At 55.4% G+C, this 22,387-nt stretch carries 25 protein-coding genes and 3 tRNA genes; 14 read left to right on the top strand and 14 right to left on the bottom strand.

Annotated features, from left to right (window positions below):
* Positions 1 to 3: 3 nt before the first annotated feature.
* The 6 genes from opgB to AB1E37_RS21890 form a co-directional block, all read right to left on the bottom strand.
* A complete protein-coding gene (gene opgB, locus AB1E37_RS21915) occupies positions 4 to 2,295 on the bottom strand; it encodes a phosphatidylglycerol--membrane-oligosaccharide glycerophosphotransferase (RefSeq protein ID WP_032448243.1) in 2,292 nt (763 codons plus the stop codon).
* Positions 2,296 to 2,552: 257 nt separating this feature from the next.
* Entirely contained in the window at positions 2,553 to 3,044 is a 492-nt protein-coding gene (locus AB1E37_RS21910) for a DUF2501 domain-containing protein (RefSeq protein ID WP_002887620.1), read from the bottom strand.
* A gap of 65 nt (positions 3,045 to 3,109) precedes the next feature.
* Complete coding sequence (gene dnaC / locus AB1E37_RS21905) at positions 3,110 to 3,847, bottom strand: DNA replication protein DnaC (protein ID WP_002887623.1); 738 nt, start codon at positions 3,845 to 3,847, stop codon at positions 3,110 to 3,112.
* 2 nt (positions 3,848 to 3,849) lie between these two features.
* Complete coding sequence (dnaT, locus tag AB1E37_RS21900) at positions 3,850 to 4,389, bottom strand: primosomal protein DnaT (RefSeq protein WP_002887624.1); 540 nt, start codon at positions 4,387 to 4,389, stop codon at positions 3,850 to 3,852.
* A gap of 102 nt (positions 4,390 to 4,491) precedes the next feature.
* Complete coding sequence (locus tag AB1E37_RS21895; protein WP_002887631.1) at positions 4,492 to 4,965, bottom strand: threonine/serine exporter; 474 nt, start codon at positions 4,963 to 4,965, stop codon at positions 4,492 to 4,494.
* Positions 4,956 to 5,732 carry a threonine/serine exporter ThrE family protein gene (locus AB1E37_RS21890; protein WP_004146059.1) on the bottom strand — a complete coding sequence of 259 codons (777 nt, stop codon included), beginning with the start codon at positions 5,730 to 5,732 and terminating at the stop codon, positions 4,956 to 4,958. The genes AB1E37_RS21895 and AB1E37_RS21890 overlap by 10 nt, the downstream gene beginning before the upstream one ends.
* 279 nt (positions 5,733 to 6,011) lie before the next feature.
* On the opposite strand from AB1E37_RS21890, the gene pobA reads away from it, so the two are divergent.
* The 4 genes from pobA (at position 6,012) to bglJ (ending at position 9,717) form a co-directional block, all read left to right on the top strand.
* On the top strand, positions 6,012 to 7,196 hold the full coding sequence (gene pobA / locus AB1E37_RS21885) for a 4-hydroxybenzoate 3-monooxygenase (RefSeq protein WP_004146953.1): 1,185 nt from the start codon (positions 6,012 to 6,014) through the stop codon (positions 7,194 to 7,196).
* A 16-nt stretch (positions 7,197 to 7,212) separates the two neighbouring features.
* Positions 7,213 to 8,094 (top strand): helix-turn-helix domain-containing protein, encoded by an 882-nt coding sequence (locus AB1E37_RS21880; RefSeq protein ID WP_002887643.1) that lies wholly within the window; start codon positions 7,213 to 7,215, stop codon positions 8,092 to 8,094.
* A 265-nt stretch (positions 8,095 to 8,359) separates the two neighbouring features.
* Entirely contained in the window at positions 8,360 to 9,082 is a 723-nt protein-coding gene (locus AB1E37_RS21875) for a LuxR C-terminal-related transcriptional regulator (RefSeq protein WP_002887645.1), read from the top strand.
* A complete protein-coding gene (gene bglJ / locus AB1E37_RS21870) occupies positions 9,043 to 9,717 on the top strand; it encodes a DNA-binding transcriptional activator BglJ (RefSeq protein ID WP_002887647.1) in 675 nt (224 codons plus the stop codon). The genes AB1E37_RS21875 and bglJ overlap by 40 nt, the downstream gene beginning before the upstream one ends.
* Positions 9,718 to 9,722: 5 nt before the next feature.
* Here the strand turns inward: bglJ and AB1E37_RS21865 are convergent, their stop codons facing one another.
* Complete coding sequence (locus tag AB1E37_RS21865; RefSeq protein WP_004151383.1) at positions 9,723 to 10,181, bottom strand: YbaK/EbsC family protein; 459 nt, start codon at positions 10,179 to 10,181, stop codon at positions 9,723 to 9,725.
* A gap of 337 nt (positions 10,182 to 10,518) precedes the next feature.
* Here AB1E37_RS21865 and AB1E37_RS21860 point away from each other — a divergent pair, with 337 nt between their 5' ends.
* Positions 10,519 to 11,862, top strand: a complete 1,344-nt coding sequence (locus AB1E37_RS21860) for a PTS sugar transporter subunit IIC (RefSeq protein ID WP_032448245.1) — start codon at positions 10,519 to 10,521, stop codon at positions 11,860 to 11,862.
* A 49-nt stretch (positions 11,863 to 11,911) separates the two neighbouring features.
* Here the strand turns inward: AB1E37_RS21860 and fhuF are convergent, their stop codons facing one another.
* The 3 genes from fhuF to AB1E37_RS21845 form a co-directional block, all read right to left on the bottom strand.
* Positions 11,912 to 12,700 (bottom strand): siderophore-iron reductase FhuF, encoded by a 789-nt coding sequence (fhuF, locus tag AB1E37_RS21855; RefSeq protein WP_002887652.1) that lies wholly within the window; start codon positions 12,698 to 12,700, stop codon positions 11,912 to 11,914.
* A gap of 106 nt (positions 12,701 to 12,806) precedes the next feature.
* Entirely contained in the window at positions 12,807 to 13,853 is a 1,047-nt protein-coding gene (locus AB1E37_RS21850) for a GGDEF domain-containing protein (RefSeq protein WP_020802799.1), read from the bottom strand.
* Positions 13,854 to 13,876: 23 nt separating this feature from the next.
* Complete coding sequence (locus tag AB1E37_RS21845; RefSeq protein ID WP_004221147.1) at positions 13,877 to 14,047, bottom strand: hypothetical protein; 171 nt, start codon at positions 14,045 to 14,047, stop codon at positions 13,877 to 13,879.
* Between the two features lie 70 nt (positions 14,048 to 14,117).
* Between AB1E37_RS21845 and AB1E37_RS21840 the strand changes: the two genes are divergently transcribed.
* Positions 14,118 to 14,357 (top strand): DUF1435 domain-containing protein, encoded by a 240-nt coding sequence (locus AB1E37_RS21840; protein WP_002887654.1) that lies wholly within the window; start codon positions 14,118 to 14,120, stop codon positions 14,355 to 14,357.
* Between the two features lie 21 nt (positions 14,358 to 14,378).
* Here the strand turns inward: AB1E37_RS21840 and AB1E37_RS21835 are convergent.
* The 4 genes from AB1E37_RS21835 to rsmC all read right to left on the bottom strand — a co-directional run bounded on the left by AB1E37_RS21835 (position 14,379) and on the right by rsmC (position 15,898).
* Positions 14,379 to 14,465 (bottom strand) — tRNA-Leu (locus AB1E37_RS21835).
* Positions 14,466 to 14,496: 31 nt separating this feature from the next.
* A tRNA-Leu gene (locus tag AB1E37_RS21830) sits at positions 14,497 to 14,583 on the bottom strand.
* 28 nt (positions 14,584 to 14,611) lie between these two features.
* Positions 14,612 to 14,698: transfer RNA gene (locus tag AB1E37_RS21825), tRNA-Leu, on the bottom strand.
* Positions 14,699 to 14,869: 171 nt separating this feature from the next.
* Complete coding sequence (rsmC, locus tag AB1E37_RS21820; protein ID WP_004177499.1) at positions 14,870 to 15,898, bottom strand: 16S rRNA (guanine(1207)-N(2))-methyltransferase RsmC; 1,029 nt, start codon at positions 15,896 to 15,898, stop codon at positions 14,870 to 14,872.
* Between the two features lie 102 nt (positions 15,899 to 16,000).
* On the opposite strand from rsmC, the gene AB1E37_RS21815 reads away from it, so the two are divergent.
* The 8 genes from AB1E37_RS21815 (at position 16,001) to AB1E37_RS21780 (ending at position 22,350) form a co-directional block, all read left to right on the top strand.
* A complete protein-coding gene (locus AB1E37_RS21815) occupies positions 16,001 to 16,414 on the top strand; it encodes a DNA polymerase III subunit psi (protein ID WP_004146046.1) in 414 nt (137 codons plus the stop codon).
* The gene (gene rimI / locus AB1E37_RS21810; protein WP_002887706.1) at positions 16,383 to 16,829 is read left to right on the top strand and encodes a ribosomal protein S18-alanine N-acetyltransferase; all 447 of its coding nucleotides are present in this window, start codon (positions 16,383 to 16,385) and stop codon (positions 16,827 to 16,829) included. Before AB1E37_RS21815 ends, rimI begins: the two co-directional genes overlap by 32 nt.
* Before the next feature lie 14 nt (positions 16,830 to 16,843).
* On the top strand, positions 16,844 to 17,521 hold the full coding sequence (gene yjjG, locus AB1E37_RS21805; RefSeq protein WP_004146044.1) for a pyrimidine 5'-nucleotidase: 678 nt from the start codon (positions 16,844 to 16,846) through the stop codon (positions 17,519 to 17,521).
* 90 nt (positions 17,522 to 17,611) lie between these two features.
* Positions 17,612 to 19,201: a peptide chain release factor 3 gene (gene prfC, locus AB1E37_RS21800; RefSeq protein WP_002887711.1), complete on the top strand. Its 1,590-nt coding sequence runs from the start codon at positions 17,612 to 17,614 to the stop codon at positions 19,199 to 19,201.
* Positions 19,202 to 19,420: 219 nt separating this feature from the next.
* On the top strand, positions 19,421 to 20,041 hold the full coding sequence (osmY, locus tag AB1E37_RS21795) for a molecular chaperone OsmY (RefSeq protein ID WP_004146042.1): 621 nt from the start codon (positions 19,421 to 19,423) through the stop codon (positions 20,039 to 20,041).
* Positions 20,042 to 20,170: 129 nt separating this feature from the next.
* Positions 20,171 to 20,332 (top strand): DUF1328 domain-containing protein, encoded by a 162-nt coding sequence (locus AB1E37_RS21790; protein WP_002887716.1) that lies wholly within the window; start codon positions 20,171 to 20,173, stop codon positions 20,330 to 20,332.
* Between the two features lie 153 nt (positions 20,333 to 20,485).
* Positions 20,486 to 21,559: a patatin family protein gene (locus tag AB1E37_RS21785; RefSeq protein ID WP_004146038.1), complete on the top strand. Its 1,074-nt coding sequence runs from the start codon at positions 20,486 to 20,488 to the stop codon at positions 21,557 to 21,559.
* Complete coding sequence (locus AB1E37_RS21780) at positions 21,556 to 22,350, top strand: metal-dependent hydrolase (RefSeq protein ID WP_004177496.1); 795 nt, start codon at positions 21,556 to 21,558, stop codon at positions 22,348 to 22,350. The genes AB1E37_RS21785 and AB1E37_RS21780 overlap by 4 nt, the downstream gene beginning before the upstream one ends.
* Positions 22,351 to 22,387 lie beyond the last annotated feature (37 nt).

Below are 22,387 nucleotides of genomic sequence, written 5' to 3'. Positions count from 1 at the left end.
GCGTTAGCCTTCGCTTTTCACCACTTTGATCTCCACCATGCCGAGCCCCAACTGACGCGGGGAGTGGCCGAGGATATTGCCCTCGTTAGTGGTTTGCGGGTCCGGCGGGGTGATGATCAGCGTGTTGCTGCGCGTTGGGTTGTCAAAATGCAGCGTCGTGGTAGTAACGTCATTATCCAGAGTGAGCACTTGCTCACTTTCTCCAACTCGCACCGGAATCGGCTTATTGGCGTTTGGGCCATAAGCTTTGGCGGTGATCACCAGATCAAATTTCTCCGGCAACGGCTCTTTATATTCAATCTTCACGTCGCTGCCCAACTGAGCATTGGACCACCGCCCCCACGACTCGGGACGCGAAATACCGCTGAACTGTTTAACCTCTTCCGGGGCGCCAGCGACGTTAAACACGAAGCTGTCGGCCTTATAGCGAATATCGTTGTCGACAATTTTCAGCGTATCGACGTTGCCCTTATAGCGCTCCATATCGATAAGGGTGTCCCTGAAGGCGGTCTTGCCGTGCCACTGCGGCTTATCAACGTGCTGGACCTTCTGCTCACCCCCCAGCTGTCCCTGCGAGACGCACCAGTCGGTGGAGAGCGCCAGCTCAGGCGACCACAGCTGGCCCATTTTATAACAGCGATCGACCCACACGAAATTATCCCGTGGCGCGAAATCGGCCAGCTGGAAGCGCAGCGGCGCAGAGTATTCACTCTCTGGCAGCGGTTCTACGCGCTGGTCAGATACCCGCAGCAGCAGCGGCAGACGGAAATGGCTGCCGGAGAAAGCGATCATATTTTTCTGCGAGTCGATGGTGAAATTCTTCATTTCTTTGGGGAAATTCCACAGGCGGATCACGTCAGGCTTCCATGCCAGGACTTTCTCTTTCATATTCATGAAAATACCGGAGAGCGACTGGCCGGAGAGGCTGCTACGCCCGAGGCCGATATAGTTATCGCCGCCGAGAATATCCAGCACCGTCGCGCCGTTATCCATGGTGTTGCGTTTCACCGCCAGGGTCTCCTGCTGCGGTTTATCGCCGCGCAGGACGAAGAACAGATTGCTGCGATCGTGCTTGTTGAGATAATCCCAGGCGCTGTTCTTCATGGCCAGGTGATCGGAAGAGACCACGATGACCGTGTTTTTGAAATAGGGTGAGGCTTTAATCTTCTCTATCAGCGCGGCGATATGTTCCTGACTGCAGCTAACGGCGCTGAAAGAGAGGTTTTTCTTGCCGTCCACATCATAGCGTTTACGCTCGCAGGTGCGTGAGATAAAACCGTCGGGATGGTGGGTATCCACCGTCAGGGCGAAGAGCGAGAAGCGTTTCCCGGACTGCGACAGCTCTTCGAATTTTTTCCAGGTCTCGTCGAGTACGGTGTCGTCATAGAAGCCCCAGTCGTTGCGGTAGGTAGGATCCGCCACCGTAGTTTTTAGCTCTTCCGCCCCGTACAGATGATCGAAGCCGTGGGATTTAAGAAACACGTCTTTGCCGGCAAAGCGCAGGTTAGCCCCCTGCACAAAGTAATTCTCGTAACCGGAGTTCTTCAGAATATCGCCAAGGCAAATATTCTGTGGAAAGAAGCTGGAGACTGAGGCTGAGGCATTACCTTCGAACGGCGCGAACAGCGGAATGCCGCACTGTGAGGCGACCATGCCGGCGATAGTGTAATCGGTCCCCGGCAGCTGCATGGTATTGCTGAAATCAATGGCCTCAGCTTTAATTCTGCCAAGCTCAGGGGTGAGGTTGGGGAAGGCGTCGTTATCAAAATAGGTGCGCTCGAGACTTTCGCCATAGATATAGACCAGGTTCAGCTGCGGATTGTCGATTTGCTTCGACGGCTCTTTATAGTACGCGGCAAAGTCTGGATCGCCCTCGCGTGACTGGGATTTCACCAGCTCGCTGATCTGATGGAAGGCCGGGCTGGCATCAACGGAGGCCAGCGCCAGCAGTAGCGCCGCCAGGCTGTAACCGACGTGATGAGGATGATGCCGACGGCGGCGCAGCACCCAGCCGAGGGCGCCAAAGACGGCGACCAGTGCGACGGCCACGCCGACCCCCGGCAGTATATATTTGCCGATCCCGGCGCCGGTCAGGCTGTTGGTCAGAGTGTAGAGTACCGCGTCGTTGATGCCGTCGCCGGTGAAGTAGTCACTGGCGTAGAGGGTGATATTCAGCACCACGAACAGGCCTAACACCGTGAGCGTGGCGGCAAACCACCAGGTGTTACGACCCGCTTTCCAGGCATACAGCACCACCGAAGCTAAAAATAAGGCGATGGATAACAACTCTGACACAGCTCATCCTCATTAATGCCAGTTATCGGCTGGCAGAACAGATTACTTTTCAAGCCCCACTGTAATTGCAGCGCCATCTTGCTGCAATTCTAGCGTCATGAAAGTGTGCAGTTATTCAGAATTGGTTTAGAAGTTGCCTTTTTTGATCGGCATCGCATCGGGCGAAATGGGAAAACGGAACAGGAAAACTGCAAAAAAAAGCGTTTCAGGCCGCGGCGCCGCCGCGAAGGCAACAAATGCGGCCTTGTCAGTCAGGATCAGGAGAGGAAATTAACACCCTGTTTTAAGACCAGATCGCAGGCTTTGGTTTTTACCTGTTTCGCCAGCGAGCTATTGCCGAGCGTATTCAGGTCCAACTGCTGGCCGTTTTTGCTGTTGAGCAGCCCCTGCAGGCCATCCAGATAGCTGGTGTCCTGTTTTTGTTTTTCCGGCGTGCTAAGCCCCAGTTTATCCAGCACCTGATTTTTGACGTTATCGGCGCTGGTCACGGAGGCCAGCTTCTGTTTCGCGCAATATGACAGGATCCCGGCCGCATTATTCATGCTGCTGGCGGTCAGGGATTGGCTGCTGCCGTTGAGCAGGCTGGTTAGCGAGGAGACGGACATGCCGCCGCTGGCCTGGGCGTTACTGCCGCTGAGCTGGCTGGCAGCGCTGTTAAGGGAATCCTGCCAGGAGGCGGCGTGGGCGCCAGAGAGGGTAAACGCGCTAACAGCAAGCGCGGCAATAACGCTATTTTTAAACGATTTCATAGACGGACTCATAAGCGTGACTGAATAATCGCTTTAGTATAACGCCGTCGTCGCCCGGAAATCTCTTAATACTCCTTGCCTGTAACGCGGTGCCGGTAACTTTCCCAATTGAAGATAACCCACAGGCTGTTGCCGAGCCGCATACGGTCCATCACCCGCTCGCCGAGCAGTTTGTTCATCTCTTCCATATTGCTGTTGGTGAGCATCCCGGTAGGTCGTTTGGAGGATGAGCGCCGGTCAACTATCTGATTGATAATGACCTTTTCATAGCGAGACTCTGTCTGCATACCAATTTCATCGATCACCAGCAGGTCGACCATGCTGAGGTCGTTAAGCAACTGTTCTTCGCTCGTTTCCCGGTTGCCGAAGGTATCTTTCATCGCCGACATAATATCGGCCACGGTGATGATTAAGACCGACTTCCCGCGCAGCAGCAGCTCGTTGCAAATGGCTGCCGCCAGGTGGTTTTTGCCAGTGCCCGGTTTACCGGAGAAGATAAAGCTGGCGATATTGCCATCGAACTCTTCTACGTACTGGCGCGCCCGGGCGAGCGCATTCATCTGCCCCTCGCACTCGACGCGATAGTTATCAAAGGAGCAGTTCTGATGCAGCGGGCGGATCCCCGAGCGGTTGAAGGTGCGCTGCATTTTCATCGCGCGATTCTCTCGCTCCAGCGCTTCGGAACGCAGCCGGCCTTGCTCTTTTTGCCAGGCCAGCAGCTCTTCGCCGGTTTTAAACGCCGGTTCAATATGTGCCGGCATCATTTTCTGCAGGCGTTTCATCAGGTCGCCAACGTTTTTCATGCTCATCCTCGGAAACCTCGCGGAATATGGCTGTCGGGTTCGCTAACGCTGTTCACATCGCGCTTCGGCTGTCCGCCGTTGCTGGCGCGGCTGATTTGCACGCTACGCGCCAGCTTCTGCTGCCACTGCACGTGGTGAAAGACTTTACCTTCCGCCTGCCAGTAAGCGACGAAAGCGGCCAGCTCTTCGGGGGTAACCGGCTGGCTCAGGGCAATGCCCCACAGCGCGGCCAGGCGCTGAAAATCGGCGTCAGGCTGCCACCCGGCGTACATAGCAAATTTGCCCATCGGCACCGCAACCGGCGCCGCGGCGGGCTCCTCGAAAAACTGCGGGTCAAGCGCGATGTCGCTGCCGGGGCGCGCCAGCCTGGCTTCCAGCTCCAGCAGTTGCGCCAGCCGCGCTGGCGTCAGCGCATAGAATGCCGGCGCGTTATTGGCAAAAACGGCAACGGTGCCGTCAGTCGATTTTGCCAGCAGCGCCGCGTGCTGCTGGAGGAACTCTTCCAGGCCGCTAAAATGGGAGGTTAAAATTCGCGAAGACATAACTCTATCTCAACTCTGAACTGCAAAGAGTGGGGTGATCTGCACATAGTAGCACAGAGGCCATCGCGGAAGGAGCGTCGCGGATTAACCGCGACGTCGGGGTTAGACGCGAGGACGCTTACGATACAGCCACAGGCCGGGTATCGACAGGCCAATCGAAAGGGCGCCCACAATCGAAGAGGCCTTTAAAAAATTGCTCAGCAGCAAAATCATCATCTCTTCCGAATAACCAAAATGACTGATTTTTACCGCGGAAATCATCGCCGTGTAGGCTGAGATGCCAGGAAACATCGGGATCACGGCGGCGACGGTAAAAATCTTCGGATGCGCCAGATACCAGCGCGACCATTGAATGCCAATGCTGCCCACCAGCAGAGCGGCGAGAAAGGTGGCCCATTCAATGTTAAAACCGGCGCTCATCATGATCATACGCGAGCCATGGCCAATCGCCCCCAGCAGCGCGCACCAGCGCAGAGCGCGCTGAGGGACATTAAAGACCATCGCAAACCCGACGGCGGGGATCGCCGCCAGCAGCATGTCTTCCGCCAGCGCAAAAATAAATGAGATTATGCCCATCCGCGCAGCCCCCATACGGTCATGGCCATCACCACGCCAATGCAGGTGGCGAGGGTTAGCAGGCTGGCGATCGCCCAGCGGGCGAGTCCGGTATTGATATGCCCTTTAAACATATCGGCGACGGCATTGATTAATGGAAAACCCGGGACCAGCAGCAGAACGCTGGCGGCCATGGCAATGGTCGGCGTGCTGGCAAACGCCGGGAGGCGCAGCAGCAGCCCGGAGATGGTGGTGGCGACAAAGGCGGTGATGCAGAAGTTGATCTGCGGATGCATGGAGCGATGGGTCAGCACCTGGCGAATGTACATGGCTACCGTGCTGGCGCAGAAGCTGACCAGCGCTCCATCCCAACCGCCGTTATTCAGTTTGCAGAAACAGGCGCAGGAAAGACCCACCATCAGCACCAGCAGCCAGCGCGGATAGCGCAGGGGAACGATCTGCGCAAAACGCTTCTCGACGTCGCGATAGTCCAGCAGCTTATGCTCGGCGAGGATCACAATGTGCTGCACTTCCGTCACCACATGCATATTAATGCCGCGATCGACATTTTTGCGCGTAGAGGTAAGACATTCGCCATTTTTAATGGTGGTCAGGACGATGGCATTCGAAGAGATGGCGCTTTCAACGCTGTCCATCCCCAACGCCAGCCCGAGACGTGTTGACAGTTCCTCCACCAGCGCACTCTCGGCGCCGTGCTGTAACAGAAAAAGACCACACTGGATGCATAAACGTGTGATTGCCCGCTGCTGTGTCCGATCAACCTGCATACTTCCTCTATTGTTCACGACGCCTGGTATCTGCCGATACTTTAACCTGAAGCGCAGTGGCGGCTGAGGGGGGTGGGATCAAATAATGTGCAAAAATTCCCAGTCTGCGGGGCGGCAGAATTTGAAGCATCCCACACTTTTGCCAGTTTGGTGAAAAGTGCAATTTTTGTCGCCATTCATCCCTTCTTTTTCCCCACTGACTTATCAAAAATGCAGAAAAGCACTTTTATTAAACAAAAATTATACAAATAATTAACCCTGCAAGAGTGAGACATCCCTATGAAGACACAGGTCGCGATTATTGGCGCGGGCCCCTCCGGGCTGCTGCTGGGGCAGTTGCTGCACAACGCCGGGATCCATACCGTGATCCTTGAGCGTCAAACGCCGCAGTATGTGCTGGGGCGCATCCGCGCGGGAATTCTGGAAAGCGGTACCGTTGATCTGCTGCGCGAAGCGGGCGTGGCGCAGCGGATGGATGCCGAAGGCCTGGTGCATCATGGGGTGGAGTTTCTGTTTGACGGCCAGCGGGTGCCCGTCGCACTGAGCGAGCTAACCGACGGTAAGAGCGTAATGGTTTATGGCCAGACCGAAGTCACCCGCGATCTGATGGCTGCCCGGGCCGCCAGCGGCGCGCCGATCGTCTATGGCGTGAGCGAGGTGGCTATCCATGACGCCAAAAGCGACCGGCCGACGATCACCTACCTCAGCGAAGGGGAAACCTGCCGTCTGGAGTGCGATTTTATTGCCGGTTGCGACGGTTTCCACGGCGTATCGCGGCAAAGTATTCCAGCTGGCATTTTGCAGACCTACGAGAGCGTGTGGCCGTTTGGCTGGCTAGGCCTGCTGGCGGATACGCCGCCGGTCAATCCGGAGCTTATTTATGCGCACCATCAGCGGGGGTTTGTATTGTGCAGTCAACGCTCACTGACCCGCAGCCGCTATTATCTGCAGGTTCCGCTGAGCGATAAGGTTGAAGCATGGTCGGACGAGCGCTTCTGGCAGGAGCTGAAAAGCCGCTTGCCGGAGGAGCTGGCATCCAGGTTAGTGACTGGTCACTCACTTGAGAAGAGCATTGCCCCCCTGCGTAGCTTCGTCGTGGAGCCGATGCAATATGGGCGGTTGTTCCTGGTGGGGGATGCGGCGCATATCGTTCCGCCAACCGGGGCGAAAGGATTAAATCTGGCGGCATCGGACGTGAACTATCTGTGGCGGATTCTGCGCGAATACTACCATCGTGGCCGCAGCGATCTGCTGGCGGCCTACTCGCAACTGGCGCTGGATCGGGTCTGGAAAGGGGAACGCTTTAGCTGGTTTATGACCCGCCTGCTGCATGATTTTCCGGATCAGAACGCGTTCGACGCTAAAATGCAGGCCGCCGACCGCCGCTACTATCTGGGCTCGCGCGCCGGGCTGACCACTATCGCGGAAAACTACGTGGGCTTGCCCATGGAGCGTGTCGCCTGAATTAAGAGGAGTCATCATGCCGTTCGTTCAAACCGTGCCCGTATTTAAGCTGTATGGCGAAGAGTGCGGCTGGCCGACGCCGGACCTGCTGCACTGTGAGTCGATTTTACAGCGCAGCAGCCTGTATCAGTGGCATATTCGCGTCCATCAGCATGCGGAAATGGTCCAGCTTCTCTATCTGCATCAGGGGCGGGCGGAGATCGAAATTGAAGGCGCCACCGCGGTGATGACGGAGTCCTGCATCCAGGTGGTTCCCGCCCTCTGTATTCACGGGTTTAATTTTTCACCCGGGACGCAAGGGTTTGTGCTCTCTCTGGCGCTGCCGCTGCTGAGCCGGTTTGAAAATCAGTTCGGTCGCCCTCTGGATGTGCTTAGCGTGCCGCAGTGTGTGCCGGTGGGCCGTTCTCGCGGGCGCATGCATACGCTGTTTTCAGCGCTTCGCGAGGAGTACTGCGAAGAGCACGATGCGCGAGAAATGATGCTCTATTCGCTGCTGGGGACGCTGTTGGTCTGGCTGAACCGACAGTGCCATCCCGCGTCCCCCGCGGAAGATAAAGCGGAGCGGAAGCGCAGCATGATGCGTCACTTCGCCCGCCTTATCGAGAGCCACTACCGACAGCATCTCCCGTTGGCGGAGTATGCGAAGCTGATTGGACTGTCGGTTACGCACTTAAATTATTTATGTCGTGAGTTTTATGGCTGTAGCGCTCTTGGAGTATTGCATCAGCGGTTGATGCTTGAAGCGCGACGCAATCTGCAGTACACCCGCATGACGATTACACAACTCTCTGATTATTTGGGGTTTAGCGATGCAGCCTATTTTTCGCGTTTTTTCCGTCGCTATAGCGGTATGTCACCCAAAGCATTTAGAGAAACAATTAAAGATAATGCTTCATAATGTTCAGTACTGAAATTATTTTTGCTAAATAATGTTTTTATCTTTTCTAATTTATTAGCGCAGGAACGTCTGTGTTAATATTAATCGCAAGTATACACGGCAATAATATTTTACACGGTATGACCACGGTTCGGTCGTTACGTATATCGTGTGCGCAGGCCATGAATATGATTTTAATATTCATCCAGGAAATGATATGGCGATAAAGTCGCTCGCCGATCGTTTGCAGGCAAGCGAAGGAACTTCGACAGGAAGCGGAGGTGTTATGTTACCAGGACAAGGTAAGTTTGGCGTCGTTATTAGTAAAATTCCCGTCATGCAATCAGGGTTAAAGGTGATCTTCAATGAGAACCTCCCTGATTACGAACTGAGTTTTTGTCGTTCTCATGATGAGCTCACCCTTTTACAACTGCGGCGGGCGGTGCTGGTTGTCGCGGATATCTCCGGCGAGATTGCGCACCCCCGAGCCGTCTGCGAGCGTTATTACTCCCTCATGACTCAGTACCGTGATATTCACTGGGTTTTTATGGTCAGCGACAGCCTCTATCCGTTGGCCGTTGAGCTATTAATTCGTCCTGAAAGCTCGTTGATCTCCGAGAGCGAGCCGGTTAACCGGCTGATTGAGGTGATTTGCGCCGGTAGCCGTGCGGCTGAACAGATTAGCCGTACGCTGTTTGCCGGGGATGAGGACAGCGATTTCGCAAGCTACCACTCTGCGGCGATGCTCACTCTTTCAGAGCGTAAAGTTCTGCGCCTTCTGGCGAAGGGGTGGGGAATAAACCAGATCGCCGCGCTGTTGAAAAAGAGTAATAAGACGATCAGCGCGCAGAAAAACAGCGCAATGCGTCGCTTATCTCTACGCAGCAACGCTGAAATGTATGCCTGGATCAACAGCGCGCAGGGAATGCAAGAGCTGAATATCAATTCAGCTTACGGGGAGCAAATGGAATGGAAAAAAATAGTACAACCCGCCATGTCGCCATCGTAGAAAAATGCGTGATGACGGAAATGGCATGGCGCTATATCTTTAGTCGTGAAGATAATCGCCGTTATCATATTCATCTGTTTAAAAATGTCAGTATGCTCAGGGCGGCGGAAATACCGTTTCCCTGGTCAACCATTATTTTTTCTCTTTCGGGAAGTCGTTCTTCACGAGCCGAGAGTCTGCTCTTTGTTCATGAAATGGCGCGGTGCCGGCCGGAAGTCCAAACGATTATTCTGGCTAATAATGAAAGTGAAATGCACCTGATCGGCCATCTTATGCCGGCCTGTTTGCACGGCATACTGAATAAATCCGCGCCGCGACGCGGGCTACAGGAGCGTTTGCTGCAGCTACTGGACAATCATCATCTCAGCGGCAGCGAACAATTTTGCGACAGAGAGGCGTGCAACGATCCGCTAAGCCCGACGGAGCACGCCATCCTTCGGTATATGTCGTGGGGATATTCGCTTTCTGATATTGCGATACAGCTCAACCGGAATATTAAAACGATCCGCGCGCATAAGTTTAACGCCATGACCAAGCTCGGAGTTCGCTCAGACATTGGTTTATTAAACGCGGCGGATATCCTGTTGCATTTACCGCTCAATAGTACGACCAGCGCCGTTAAACAGGTAGCGTAATGCGGCTATAAACACACATCTACCCATGTTGCATCGGTGAGCTGCGCCATGCGTTCTGGTTCAATGCGAACCGCGCTATGGATGGCTCCCGCTGCGGGTAGTACTTCCTGATAATGTCTGAGAGAGACGTCGCAGTAGACTGCCAGCGGGTTTTCCAGACCAAACGGGCAAACGCCGCCGACCGGATGACCGGTCCAGGTAACCACTTCATCGCTGCTTAGCATGCGTGCTTTCGCGCCAAAGGTCTCTTTCAGCTTTTTATTATCCAGCCGCGCATCGCCCCTGGCGACGATCAGTACAATCTTATCTTTGATCTTGAGCGACAGCGTTTTGGCAATTTGCCCCGGCTCAACGTTGTGTGCGGCAGCGGCAAGTGCGACGGTGGCGGTACTCTGATTTAACTCAATAATTTCGATATCGGGGGCGTGTTCGGCAAAAAACTGCCGTACAGACTGCAGACTCATTGGATTCTCCTGATTTAAGCCTGGTTAAATCTGTCACAAGCCTGGCGGAGTGTAAATATCAGCGCGGACAATCCAGATTCTTTCTATTTTGTCGATCTCCTTCACAATCGCCGTAACCGGTTACTGTAACCGGTTGCGGTTATCTGCATTGAGATGAATACTGGAACAGTCACTTCTCCTTTTATTTATAACAAAAGAGCCGTGTATGAATCGTTGCCTCATGAGCAGTATAGCCGGTTGCACATCCGCCAGCGGCCTGCTGCGTCAAAAAGCGGTCATCGTAACGGCAGGGTAATCGTTGTTGGGCCAGTATCAATAGCCTGTCAGGAGGGCTACTATGTCTGCTAACCATGCTGCGTTTAATTTGATATTTCGCTTTGTAGAAAATTACATAAGCCCCATAGCAGGGCGGATCTCGTCGCAGCGCCACGTCATGGCTATCCGTGACGGATTTATCTCAGCGATGCCGTTTATGATCGTCGGATCGTTCCTGTTAGTGTTTGCTTATCCACCGTTCTCACCGGATACCACCTGGGGTTTTGCCCGCGCCTGGCTGGATCTGGCGAAAGAGTTTGAGGGGCGTATTCTGACCCCCTTTGATATGACGATGGGGATCATGTCGATCTACATCTGCGCGGCAATCTCCTATAACCTCGGTAAGCATTACGAGAAATCCAATCAGCTCGATCCCTTTATGTGCGCAATGCTGTCGATCATGGCCTTTTTGCTGATTGCCGCGCCGAAGACCAATGGCGCGCTGCCGGTGGATAGCCTCGGGGGGACCGGGATCTTTACCGCCATCCTGGTGGCGATCTACTGCGTGGAGATGATGCGTTTCTTGAAAGCGCACAACATTGGGATCCGCTTGCCGGACCAGGTTCCGCCGATGATCAAAAACTCGTTTGATCTGTTGATCCCGGTGCTGGTGGTCGTGCTGACGCTCTATCCGCTGAGCCTGTTTATCCAGCACCATTTTGACATGCTGATCCCGCAGGCCATTATGGCCATTTTCAAGCCGCTGGTTTCGGCAGCCGACTCTCTGCCGGCAATTCTGTTGGCGGTGCTGATCGGCCACCTGCTGTGGTTTGCCGGGATCCACGGTGCGGCGATCGTGTCCGGGATGCTGCAGATGTTCTGGCTGACTAACCTCGGTATGAACCAGCAGGCGCTGGCCCAGGGCGCGCCTCTGCCGCATATCTTTATGGAGGCATTCTGGACCTTCTTTATCGTGGTCGGAGGTTCCGGGGCGACCATGGGACTGGTGTTCTGTTATCTGCGCAGCCGTTCAGCGCATTTGCGCTCCATTGGTCGTTTGAGCGTGGTGCCAAGCCTGTTCAATATCAACGAGCCGGTGATCTTTGGGACGCCTATCGTCATGAACCCAGTGTTCTTTATTCCGTTCCTGCTGGCGCCGATGGTGAACGCTGTGCTGGCCTGGGCGGCAATGAAGCTGGATCTGATTGGCCGCGTCATCTCCGTCGTACCATGGACGGCGCCAGCGCCAATTGGCGGCGCCTGGGCGTTGGGCTGGGATTTCCGGGCGGCGATTCTGGTCATTGTTCTGGCCTGCGTGTCGGCAATCATCTACTTCCCATTCTTTAAGGTATATGAGAAACAGCTGCTTGCTCAGGAAGCGGAAGAGGCCGAGCGGGCGGAGCAGGAGAGTCAACAGACCGCATAAATAGCAACGGGCGGTAAAGGCCGCCCGTTACTTTTCAGGTAAGTGGTAATTATTTAAGCGTACAGTCGCCGCACTGTTGGACATCCGGCAGGCGATAGCGCTGACAGCAGGTGCGTCGGACTAACTGCCCTTCACGCAGCATCACCGTTCGCCACAGCGGGTTATCCTGGCCATCGGCGAGTTGTTTTTCAAAAAAACAGTGCTGACGTAGCGCGGCAAGCCGCTCATCACCCAGCAGCGCGCGCATTTCCCCAAGATACCAGTTAATCAGATAGCCGGTATTGCTCCAGATAAGTTTGCTATTGATTTCGCCCGTCGCTGCCAGCGCCTCAACAACCGGCTGCAGGGTGCGCGTTACCAGGGCATCCATTCGCGCCTGCGGTGAAAGCCTCTCGATGTCGGCATCGCTATGCACATCAATCCAGAAGCAGGCCGCCCGGCCGCTTTCATGAAATTCGACATGGAAATGTTCTGGCGCCAGGCTGAGGCCTTGCGGTTCATTGAGCAGCGCCAGCATCAGCGGCGGCACCAGCAGGCCGATATACCATTGCGCCCAGAGCGAGAGCAGAGGCTTCTGTTCCCGAGGCAGCGTCGGCTGATGACGATAGATATGATCGGACCAGGTGGCCAGCAGGGAGCGCAAGGCGATGGGTTGCGACCATTCGGCAAGCGTTAACGCGTGCCGTGGGGCGGGTTCGTCAAGTCGCAGGAAATCAAGCAGGTGTGGACGCAGGGTGGCGATTTTTTCCCGAATACTCTCCGCCAGGGCATGCTCAGCCGTCGGCAAAGGAGCCCGCCAGATAAGTTCATCGCTGAGAGGAAGGGAACGCCAGGCCATTCGATTTCCAGATACAAATCTAAATGATAATGATTACTGATATTAGTTGCTTGCAGGCGGCATGGCAAGGCTTTTATCGGCGCCGCGATGTCGCAGCGCGCGCAGGTCAACTGGCAAGAATAATGTTGCGGCCTTTATTTTTTGCCTCATAGAGTGCGCCGTCGGCGCGCGCCAGCGCTTGTTCAATGTTGTCATTAATGAGCGGCGTCAGGCCAATACTGATGGTGACGTTGGTGGCGACGCTTTCATTAAACATATGCGGGATCTTCAGGTCATAGACCCGCTGACGTATACGTTCGGCTGTCTGCCAGGCCGTTTCTTCGCTGCTATTGGTCAGCAGCACCATAAACTCCTCTCCACCAAAGCGGGCGACAATATCGCGTGAGCGTACAGCGTTGCGAATGGCAGCAGAGACGCGAATAAGCGCCTGGTCACCCATCATATGACCATAGTGATCGTTATAGGCCTTGAAGTGATCGATATCGAGGAGCAGCACGTAGTGGTTGTCGCCGTCCAGCGCCAGCAGGGTATCGAGGCGGTTCTGCAGTCCGCGGCGATTATACAAACCGGTCAGGGGATCGAGCATACTGAGATCGTTGAGCGTATTGCGTTCATGCATCAGTTTATCCATTAAACCCTGCGTAAAGGCATCGCTGCGCTTCTGGATAATATTTTGCAGGGTAATACCGGCTATAGGCAGCATAAAGCAGTAAGTCATACGCAACCATTGTTCCCCCTCCGCCATTATCAGGCAGGCAAGGAAAGTTGGTAAAGAGTGGAGGGTAAAGGCAGTGATATTATTGGAAAAAGCGATGGTGCCGATAAACAGAATGCTTAATAGGGCGATCACCAGATAGTTAAAATGCGGCGGTGTCAATAGCATCGCTTTTGTCACTACGTGCCATGCCCATAGCATGCCAAATAACAACGAGATAGTGGGAATATTTATTTTCGATTGCGGCCATTTCCAGTGCCAGAGCAGCAGCAGCCCGCTGCAGACGACGATCAGGGCGCAGGGCAGCGTAAAACGAACTACCGTAAATAGGGGGGTGACCAGCGACAGCGAGGAAGAAATGAAATTAAGCAGTAAAAAAAGCCGTAAGGAATATTGATATTTTTGTGCGTAGTGTGCTCGCCAGGTTTGTGCAGTCATATCGGAAGAATCATTATTAGTCGTTAAATTTCAAAATGATGAAAGCCAAAAATGAAGAGTCTGATAACAATGTGCAAAAAAAGGTTATTTGCAAAATAAGCAAAATATTTAATATATATCGATAATCCGCTTAATTTATCACCTTCATGAATGTATGTCATTACCGCGAACGTAAAGAAAAAGGGGCAGAGCACGTCGCAAATGACAAATGATAAATATTATCATATGATATTGGTTATCATTATCGTTGTGAGAGGTGAAACCATGCTGCAGCGAGCATTAGGAAGCGGCTGGGGAGTGATGATTCCCGGCGCGCTAATTGTCGCTCTCGGGTATGCCGGAGTGTCGGCTGACGTATGGCGGGTACTGGTCGCGGTGGGCATGCTGATGTCCGCGGCGATGATCTGGCATCGTCAATTGCGCCATTTTATCCTGCTGCCATCGTGTGTCGCGTTGATCGGCGGAATAATGCTGATGATTGTGGATATTAAACTGAGAGGATAATGCCGGGAGAGGGAAGAATATTGGTGCGAGGGGGGGGACTTGAACCCCCACGTCCGTAAGGACACTAACACCTGAAGCTAGCGCGTCTACCAATTCCGCCACCTTCGCACAGTATTCTTTCTTTGGGATATTGCCTCGTTGGTGCGAGGGGGGGGACTTGAACCCCCACGTCCGTAAGGACACTAACACCTGAAGCTAGCGCGTCTACCAATTCCGCCACCTTCGCCCAGTGCGAGCAATATCTTCGTGGATTATGGTGCGAGGGGGGGGACTTGAACCCCCACGTCCGTAAGGACACTAACACCTGAAGCTAGCGCGTCTACCAATTCCGCCACCTTCGCATACCATCGATACTCTGAAAGTATCGTTACCACGGAGGCGCATTCTAGTGGTTTTCGGCGACACGTCAATAGTTAATTATGCAGGTTGTATCGATTGCTGCAAAAATGGGCGGATTTGCCCGCGGGAAGCGCCAGCGGTACCAGGAGCGGGCCGCCGGCGTGAAAAGACGATTATTTTTTCGCCTGACGGGTCATGATGGTGCGATAGACCTTAAAGCGCCCGGTCTGGGCGATCACCTCATGGAAGCCGAACGTCTCATCCAGCACCTGCGGATACGGCAGGAAGGCGTTGGCGACAATGCGCAGCTCGCCGCCGCTGTTCAGATGGCGAACCGCGCCGCGGATCAGCGCCTGGGCGGCTTCGAGACTGGTCTGCAGGCCGTCATGGAATGGCGGGTTGGAGATGATCATGTCGAAGCGACCATTGACCTCGGAGAAGACGTTGCTGGCAAACACATCGCCAGCCAGGCCGTTGGCGGCAAGCGTCGCGCGGCTGGCTTCGACCGCCGGGGCGCTGACGTCGCACAGGGTGAGGCGCACTTTCGGTGAATGGCTGGCCAGCGCGGCGGCCAGCACGCCCGCGCCGCAGCCGACGTCCAGCACTTTCCCTTTGGTATGCGGCTCGAGGGTGGAGAGCAGCAGCTGGCTGCCGACGTCCAGACCGTCGCGGCTGAAGACGCCCGGCAGGGTTTTAATCGTCAGATTATCCAGTGTGTATTCGCCCCAGAATGCGTCGGCGTCGAAGGTCGGCTGCTTTTCCAGACGGCCATGATAGAGGCCACAGCGGCGGGCGCTATCCACTTTGTTTAATGGCGCGTATTCAGCCAGCATCTGCTCCGCGCTGCGGACGCCGCTGCGGTTTTCACCGACGACGAAAATGTCGCTTCCCACCGGCAGCAGAGAGAGCAGGTTCATCAGCTGGAACTGCGCCTCTGGTTTGTTCTTTGGCCAGTAGTAGATCAGGGTGTCGCATTCGGCGACGTCAGCGGCCTCAGCCACTAAGCTAAAACGGACGGTGTCACCCATCTGGCGGTTGAGGACCTGCCAGTGGTGGAACTGTTGGGTGTGGGCGCGGCTGGCCGCGGTATCCAGACGCGCAGGCAGGTCATCCTGCAGGTCACCGGCAAACAGAACGCGGGCGGACTCGAAATCATCACTGTGGCGCAGCAAGACTTCACTTGCCGGGGTAAAAGCGGACATGAAACACTCCTTCATTAAGACTGGCGCCGATTATAGTAGTTTGTTGGCGCAGATACGACGGATTTGCTATATTGCGCGCTTGTTTAACAGGAGTGTTTCGCTATGACATCCCGACGAGACTGGCAATTACAGCAGCTGGGCATTACCCAGTGGTCGCTGCGCCGACCGGGGGCGTTGCAGGGCGAAATCGCTATCTCGCTTCCTGAACATATTCGTCTGGTGATGGTGGCGGAAACCCCGCCGTCGCTGACAGAGCCGCTGATTGGCGACATATTACGCGCGCTGGCCGTGACGCCAGATCAGGTCCTGCAGCTGACTCCGGAGCGGGTGGCGATGCTGCCGCAGGACAGCCGCTGCAACAGCTGGCGGTTGGGCACAGAGGCGTCGCTGCCGCTGGCGGGCGCCCAGGTGTCCACCCCCGCTTTTGATGAACTCCAGACCAGCGCGCCGGCTCGCAGGGCGCTCTGGCAACAAATCTGCGCACATGAACACGATTTCTACCCTCAGCACGGCTGATTTAACCAAAGCCTGGCACATCGAAAAACGCGCCCACGCTTTCCCGTGGAGCGAACAGACTCTGGCCAGTAACCAGGGGGAGCGCTATCGCAACTATCAGCTGTCGGTAGATGGCGAAATGGCGGCTTTCGCCATTACGCAAGTGGTGCTGGATGAGGCGACGCTGTTCAATATCGCCGTCGATCCCGCCTACCAGCGCCGCGGCCTGGGGCGAGCGCTGCTGGAGCATGTCATTGATGAAGTCGAAAAACTCGGCGTCGTCACGCTGTGGCTGGAGGTGCGAGCATCCAACGTTGCCGCCATCGCGCTGTATGAGAGCGTAGGCTTCAATGAGGCAACCATCCGCCGCAACTACTATCCTACGGCCGACGGACGCGAAGACGCCATTATTATGGCTCTGCCAATCAGTATGTAACACAAGGTGATACGATGAAATGGGACTGGATTTTCTTTGATGCCGATGAAACGCTGTTTACGTTTGATTCTTTCAGCGGCTTGCAGCGGATGTTTCTCGACTACAGCGTGACCTTTACCGCCGAAGATTTTCAGGACTATCAGGCCGTGAACAAGCCGCTATGGGTGGATTACCAAAACGGCGCCATCACCTCGCTACAATTACAGCATCAGCGTTTTGACAGCTGGGCGGAACGTTTGAACGTCCCTCCGGGCGAACTGAACGACGCTTTCATGAATGCGATGGCGGAAATCTGTGCCCCGTTGCCGGGCGCGGTCTCGCTGCTCAACGCGCTGCAGGGCAAGGTCAGAATGGGCATCATCACCAACGGCTTTACCTCGCTGCAGCAGACTCGTCTGGAACGCACAGGTTTACGCGATCACTTTGATTTGCTGATTATTTCTGAACAGGTGGGTGTCGCCAAACCGGACGCGCGTATTTTCGATTATGCGCTGGCGCAGGCGGGTAACCCACCGCGCTCGCGGGTGCTGATGGTCGGCGATACCGCCGAGTCGGATATTCGCGGCGGCGTGAACGCCGGACTGGCGACCTGCTGGCTCAATGCGCATCAGCGCGAGCTGCCGGCGGACCTCGAGCCGGACTGGACGGTGACCTCGTTAAGCGAACTGGAGCAGCTCCTGTGTAAACACTGATTGCCTCCCCCCCGTTGATGGGTAAAATAGCCGCAATTTTTCGTATTCCACATGCGTGGCCCATGGCCGCGTTTACTTAGAAGATTAATTATGACGTTGTCTCCTTATCTGCAAGAGGTGGCCAAACGCCGCACTTTTGCCATTATTTCTCACCCGGATGCCGGTAAGACCACCATCACCGAAAAGGTGCTGCTGTTCGGACAGGCGATTCAGACCGCCGGTACAGTAAAAGGTCGTGGTTCCAGCCAGCACGCGAAATCCGACTGGATGGAGATGGAAAAGCAGCGTGGTATCTCGATCACCACCTCGGTAATGCAGTTCCCGTATCATGACTGCCTGGTGAACCTGCTGGATACCCCGGGGCACGAAGACTTCTCCGAAGATACCTACCGTACCCTGACGGCGGTGGACTGCTGCCTGATGGTGATTGACGCGGCAAAAGGCGTCGAAGATCGGACCCGTAAGCTGATGGAAGTCACCCGTCTGCGCGATACGCCGATCCTCACCTTTATGAACAAACTCGACCGTGATATCCGCGATCCGATGGAGCTGCTGGATGAAGTCGAGAACGAGCTGAAAATCGGCTGCGCGCCGATTACCTGGCCTATCGGCTGCGGCAAGCTGTTCAAAGGCGTTTATCATCTCTACAAAGACGAAACCTACCTGTATCAGACCGGTAAAGGCCACACCATCCAGGAAGTGCGTATCGTGAAGGGGCTCAACAACCCGGATCTCGACGCGGCGGTGGGGGAAGACCTGGCGCAGCAGCTGCGTGACGAGCTGGAGCTGGTGCAGGGGGCGTCGAATGAGTTCGACAAAGATCTGTTCCTGGCCGGGGAAATCACCCCGGTCTTCTTCGGAACCGCGTTAGGTAACTTCGGCGTTGACCATATGCTGGATGGCCTGGTGGAGTGGGCCCCGGCGCCGATGCCGCGCAACACCGACACGCGTGAAGTCACCGCCACGGAAGAGAAATTCACCGGCTTCGTGTTTAAAATTCAGGCCAACATGGATCCGAAACACCGCGACCGCGTGGCTTTCATGCGGGTGGTGTCCGGCAAATATGAAAAAGGTATGAAGCTGCGTCAGGTGCGTATCGGCAAGGACGTAGTGATTTCCGACGCGCTGACCTTTATGGCGGGCGATCGCTCGCACGTTGAAGAAGCGTACCCAGGCGATATCATCGGCCTGCATAACCACGGCACCATTCAGATTGGCGATACCTTTACCCAGGGCGAGATGATGAAGTTCACCGGTATTCCGAACTTCGCGCCGGAACTGTTCCGTCGTATTCGCCTGAAGGATCCGCTGAAGCAGAAACAGCTGCTGAAAGGGCTGGTTCAGCTCTCTGAAGAGGGCGCGGTCCAGGTCTTTCGCCCGATCGCTAATAACGATCTGATCGTTGGCGCCGTCGGCGTGCTGCAGTTTGACGTGGTGGTAGCGCGTCTGAAAAGCGAATACAACGTGGAAGCGATTTACGAATCGGTCAACGTGGCCACCGCGCGCTGGGTTGAATCTACTGACGTGAAGAAGTTCGAAGAGTTCAAGCGGAAAAATGAAGTTCAGCTGGCGCTGGATGGCGGCGATAACCTGACCTACATCGCCCCGACAATGGTCAACCTGAACCTGACGCAGGAGCGTTACCCTGACGTGGTGTTCCGCAAAACGCGCGAGCACTAATCCCTGACGAAGCGCGGCGCAGGCCGCGCTTTTTTCTGGTTACGCCCCCGTTCCCTTCCTTCTGGAAAGTTCTTAAAACACCGCTAATTCGTCTGTTTTTTATCCATATCCTCCGCAACCCCTTCGTCTGTCTACTATATTTAATTCGTGTTTTTAAAAATGCTGGCGTAATTCACTGCGATAAGACGCCAGCGCTGGTGAAAAAACGAGGACATAACGATGACCAGACTAAAGAATGCCAATATGTTGCTGGCGCTCTTCTTAGGCTTAGCCGCGTTGAACGCCTCGGCAGAGACGGAAAAAACAACGGTAGACAGTGCGAAGTCGGCTGCCAGCAATGCGGGAGAGGCGGTAGATAATTCGATTAACAAAGTCGGCGATTTTATGGATGACAGTACCATTACCGCACGGGTAAAAGCGGCGCTGATCGACCATAAAGATATTAACTCCGGCGATATTTCGGTGAAAACGGAGAATAAAGTGGTCACCCTCAGCGGCGACGTCACCAGTGCTGAACAGAAAAGTCAGGCACTGAGCGTAGCGAAAGAGGTCAAAGGCGTCTCACATGTTAACGACAAGCTGACGGTCCATCATAAATCATCGAGCGAGACGGCGACGCTGAAAGGCTATGCCGGGGATACCGCCATTACCAGCGAAGTGAAAGCCAAGCTGCTGGCGGATGACATTGTCCCTTCGCGCAATGTGAAAGTCGAAACCAACGCCGGCGCGGTACATCTGACCGGTACGGTGGCTTCCGCGGCGCAGGCGGAGCGTGCCGCAGAGATTGCGAAAGCGGTCTCCGGTGTGAAAAGCGTGCGCAACGATCTTAGCGTTAAGTAAACCGAGTTATTAACAAAAGTGTTGTCTGGCCAAGGTTGCCGAACGAATAGCAGCATCCACTGAGCGATGAGCTATACAGAAAGGGTGCGCAAACCGCTGTTCACCGTCCATTATGGTAAGGAGAAAAGTATGTTTCGATGGGGAATTATTTTTCTGGTCATTGCATTAATTGCTGCGGCTCTGGGCTTTGGTGGTCTGGCGGGTACGGCCGCTGGCGCTGCGAAAATCGTCTTTGTCGTCGGGATTATCTTGTTCCTGGTGAGCCTGTTTACAGGACGCAGACGTCCTTAGGCGGCCCGCGATGCGGGCGATACTGAAGCCTAAGCATTTTTACTGACACGTCATCTTACACAAAGCCAGTCCTGAGGACTGGCTTTCGTGGTTTAAGCGGCGGGCAAATTGCGTTACCTTGTCAGGAGAAGATCAATCGAACAGGAAAGCAGGGTGGGGCAACGCATTCCCGTCACGCTGGGCAATATCGCCCCGCTGGCGGTTAAACCCTTCCGACCAGGCAAGCTGGCGCTGGTATGCGAAGGCGGAGGACAGCGAGGGATTTTTACTGCCGGGGTGCTGGACGAATTTATGCGCGCCGGATTTAACCCCTTTGACCTGATGCTGGGTACTTCCGCCGGCGCGCAAAACCTCTCCGCCTACATGTGTAATCAGCAAGGCTATGCCCGCAAAGTTATCACCCGCTACACCACTTCACGCCAGTTTTTCGATCCGATGCGCTTTGTGCGCGGCGGCAACCTTATCGATCTCGACTGGCTGGTTGAGGCCACTTCGCAGCAAATGCCGCTTGCCATGAACTATGCCGAAGCGCAGTTCGCGTTGGGGAAAGAGCTGTGGCTATGCGCTTGCCGCGGTGACGATTACTCCGCTAGCTATTTTTCGCCGACGCCGCAAACGTGGCTGGATCTGATCCGCGCCTCCAGCGCCATCCCCGGCTTTTATCGCAGCGGCGTGTTGCTCGACGGCGTTAGCTACCTGGACGGCGGCGTCAGCGATGCGATCCCGGTGCAGGAGGCGGCCCGCCGCGGCGCCCAGACCATCGTGGTGATCCGTACCGTCCCTTCGCAGATGTTTTATACCCCGCAGTGGTTCAAGCGGATGGAGCGCTGGCTGGGAGAGAGTAGTCTGCAACCGCTGGTCAATTTGGTGCATCATCATGAAACCACCTACCGCGCCATCCAGCAGTTCATCGAGAAACCGCCGGGTAAGTTGCGGATCTTCGAAATCTATCCGCAGCGGCCGCTGCGCAGCATGGCGCTTGGCAGCCGACTACCGGCGCTGCTGGAGGACTACAAAACCGGGCGCCAGTGCGGCCGTTATTTCCTGGCGACGGTGGGTAAACTACTGGCCGACCAGCCGCCGCTGCTGCGCCACGCGCCGCGTATTGCCCGGCCCGCGCCGGTGGTGGTGCCGCCGGTGCCGGTGGCCAATGAAGCGCCCCAGGCGACCATCATTCCTGCGCCCCAGGCGAATGACCCCAGTTTTGATCATGAGGATCTGGCGTGACGCACCGTTTTATCGATACCCACTGTCACTTTGATTTTCCCCCCTTCGCGGCAGATGAGGTCGCCAGCCTGGCGCGTGCGGCGCAGGCCGGCGTCGGGCGAATTATCGTTCCAGCCATCTCTGCTGAGCGTTTTAGCCGCGTGCTGGCGCTGGCAGCTCAGCACGAAGCGCTGTACGCCGCGCTGGGTATGCATCCGATCGTCATCGAAGAGCATACTGATGAGGGACTGGCGCAGCTGGAAGCCTTGATGGCGCAGCGGCCGCCTAAACTGGTGGCGGTGGGAGAGATTGGCCTCGATCTTTATCGCGACGATCCGCAGTTTGATCGTCAGCAGGCGCTGCTGGAAGCGCAGCTGAGGCTGGCGAAGCGTTACGATCTGCCGGTGATCCTCCACTCCAGACGCACCCACGATAAGCTGGCGATGCTGCTGAAAAAACATGCCCTGCCGCGTACCGGAGTCATCCATGGCTTTGCCGGCAGCCTGCAGCAGGCCGAGCGCTTCGTTCAGCTTGGCTATAAGATCGGCGTTGGCGGCACCATTACCTATCCCCGCGCCAGTAAAACCCGTGAAGTGATGGCGCGTCTGCCGCTTTCCGCTCTGCTGCTGGAGACCGATGCGCCGGATATGCCGCTAAATGGCTTTCAGGGACAGCCCAATCGACCGGAACAAGCTGCACGGGTATTTGAGGCGCTGTGTGAACTGCGTCCGGAGTCGCCGGCTGCCATAGAAGAAAGGATCATGCACAATACGCTCGCCTTGTTTTCCCTTCCCCCGGCCTCTGTATGGTGATCGATTTCTCATAATTGTCCATCCATATCATTGATTT

This window comes from Klebsiella sp. Shm-1 (assembly GCF_040804525.1).
GTDB lineage: Bacteria > Pseudomonadota > Gammaproteobacteria > Enterobacterales > Enterobacteriaceae > Klebsiella > Klebsiella pneumoniae.
Note: the sequence above shows the minus strand (reverse complement) of the source record. Positions and strands in the feature narration are given on the sequence as shown.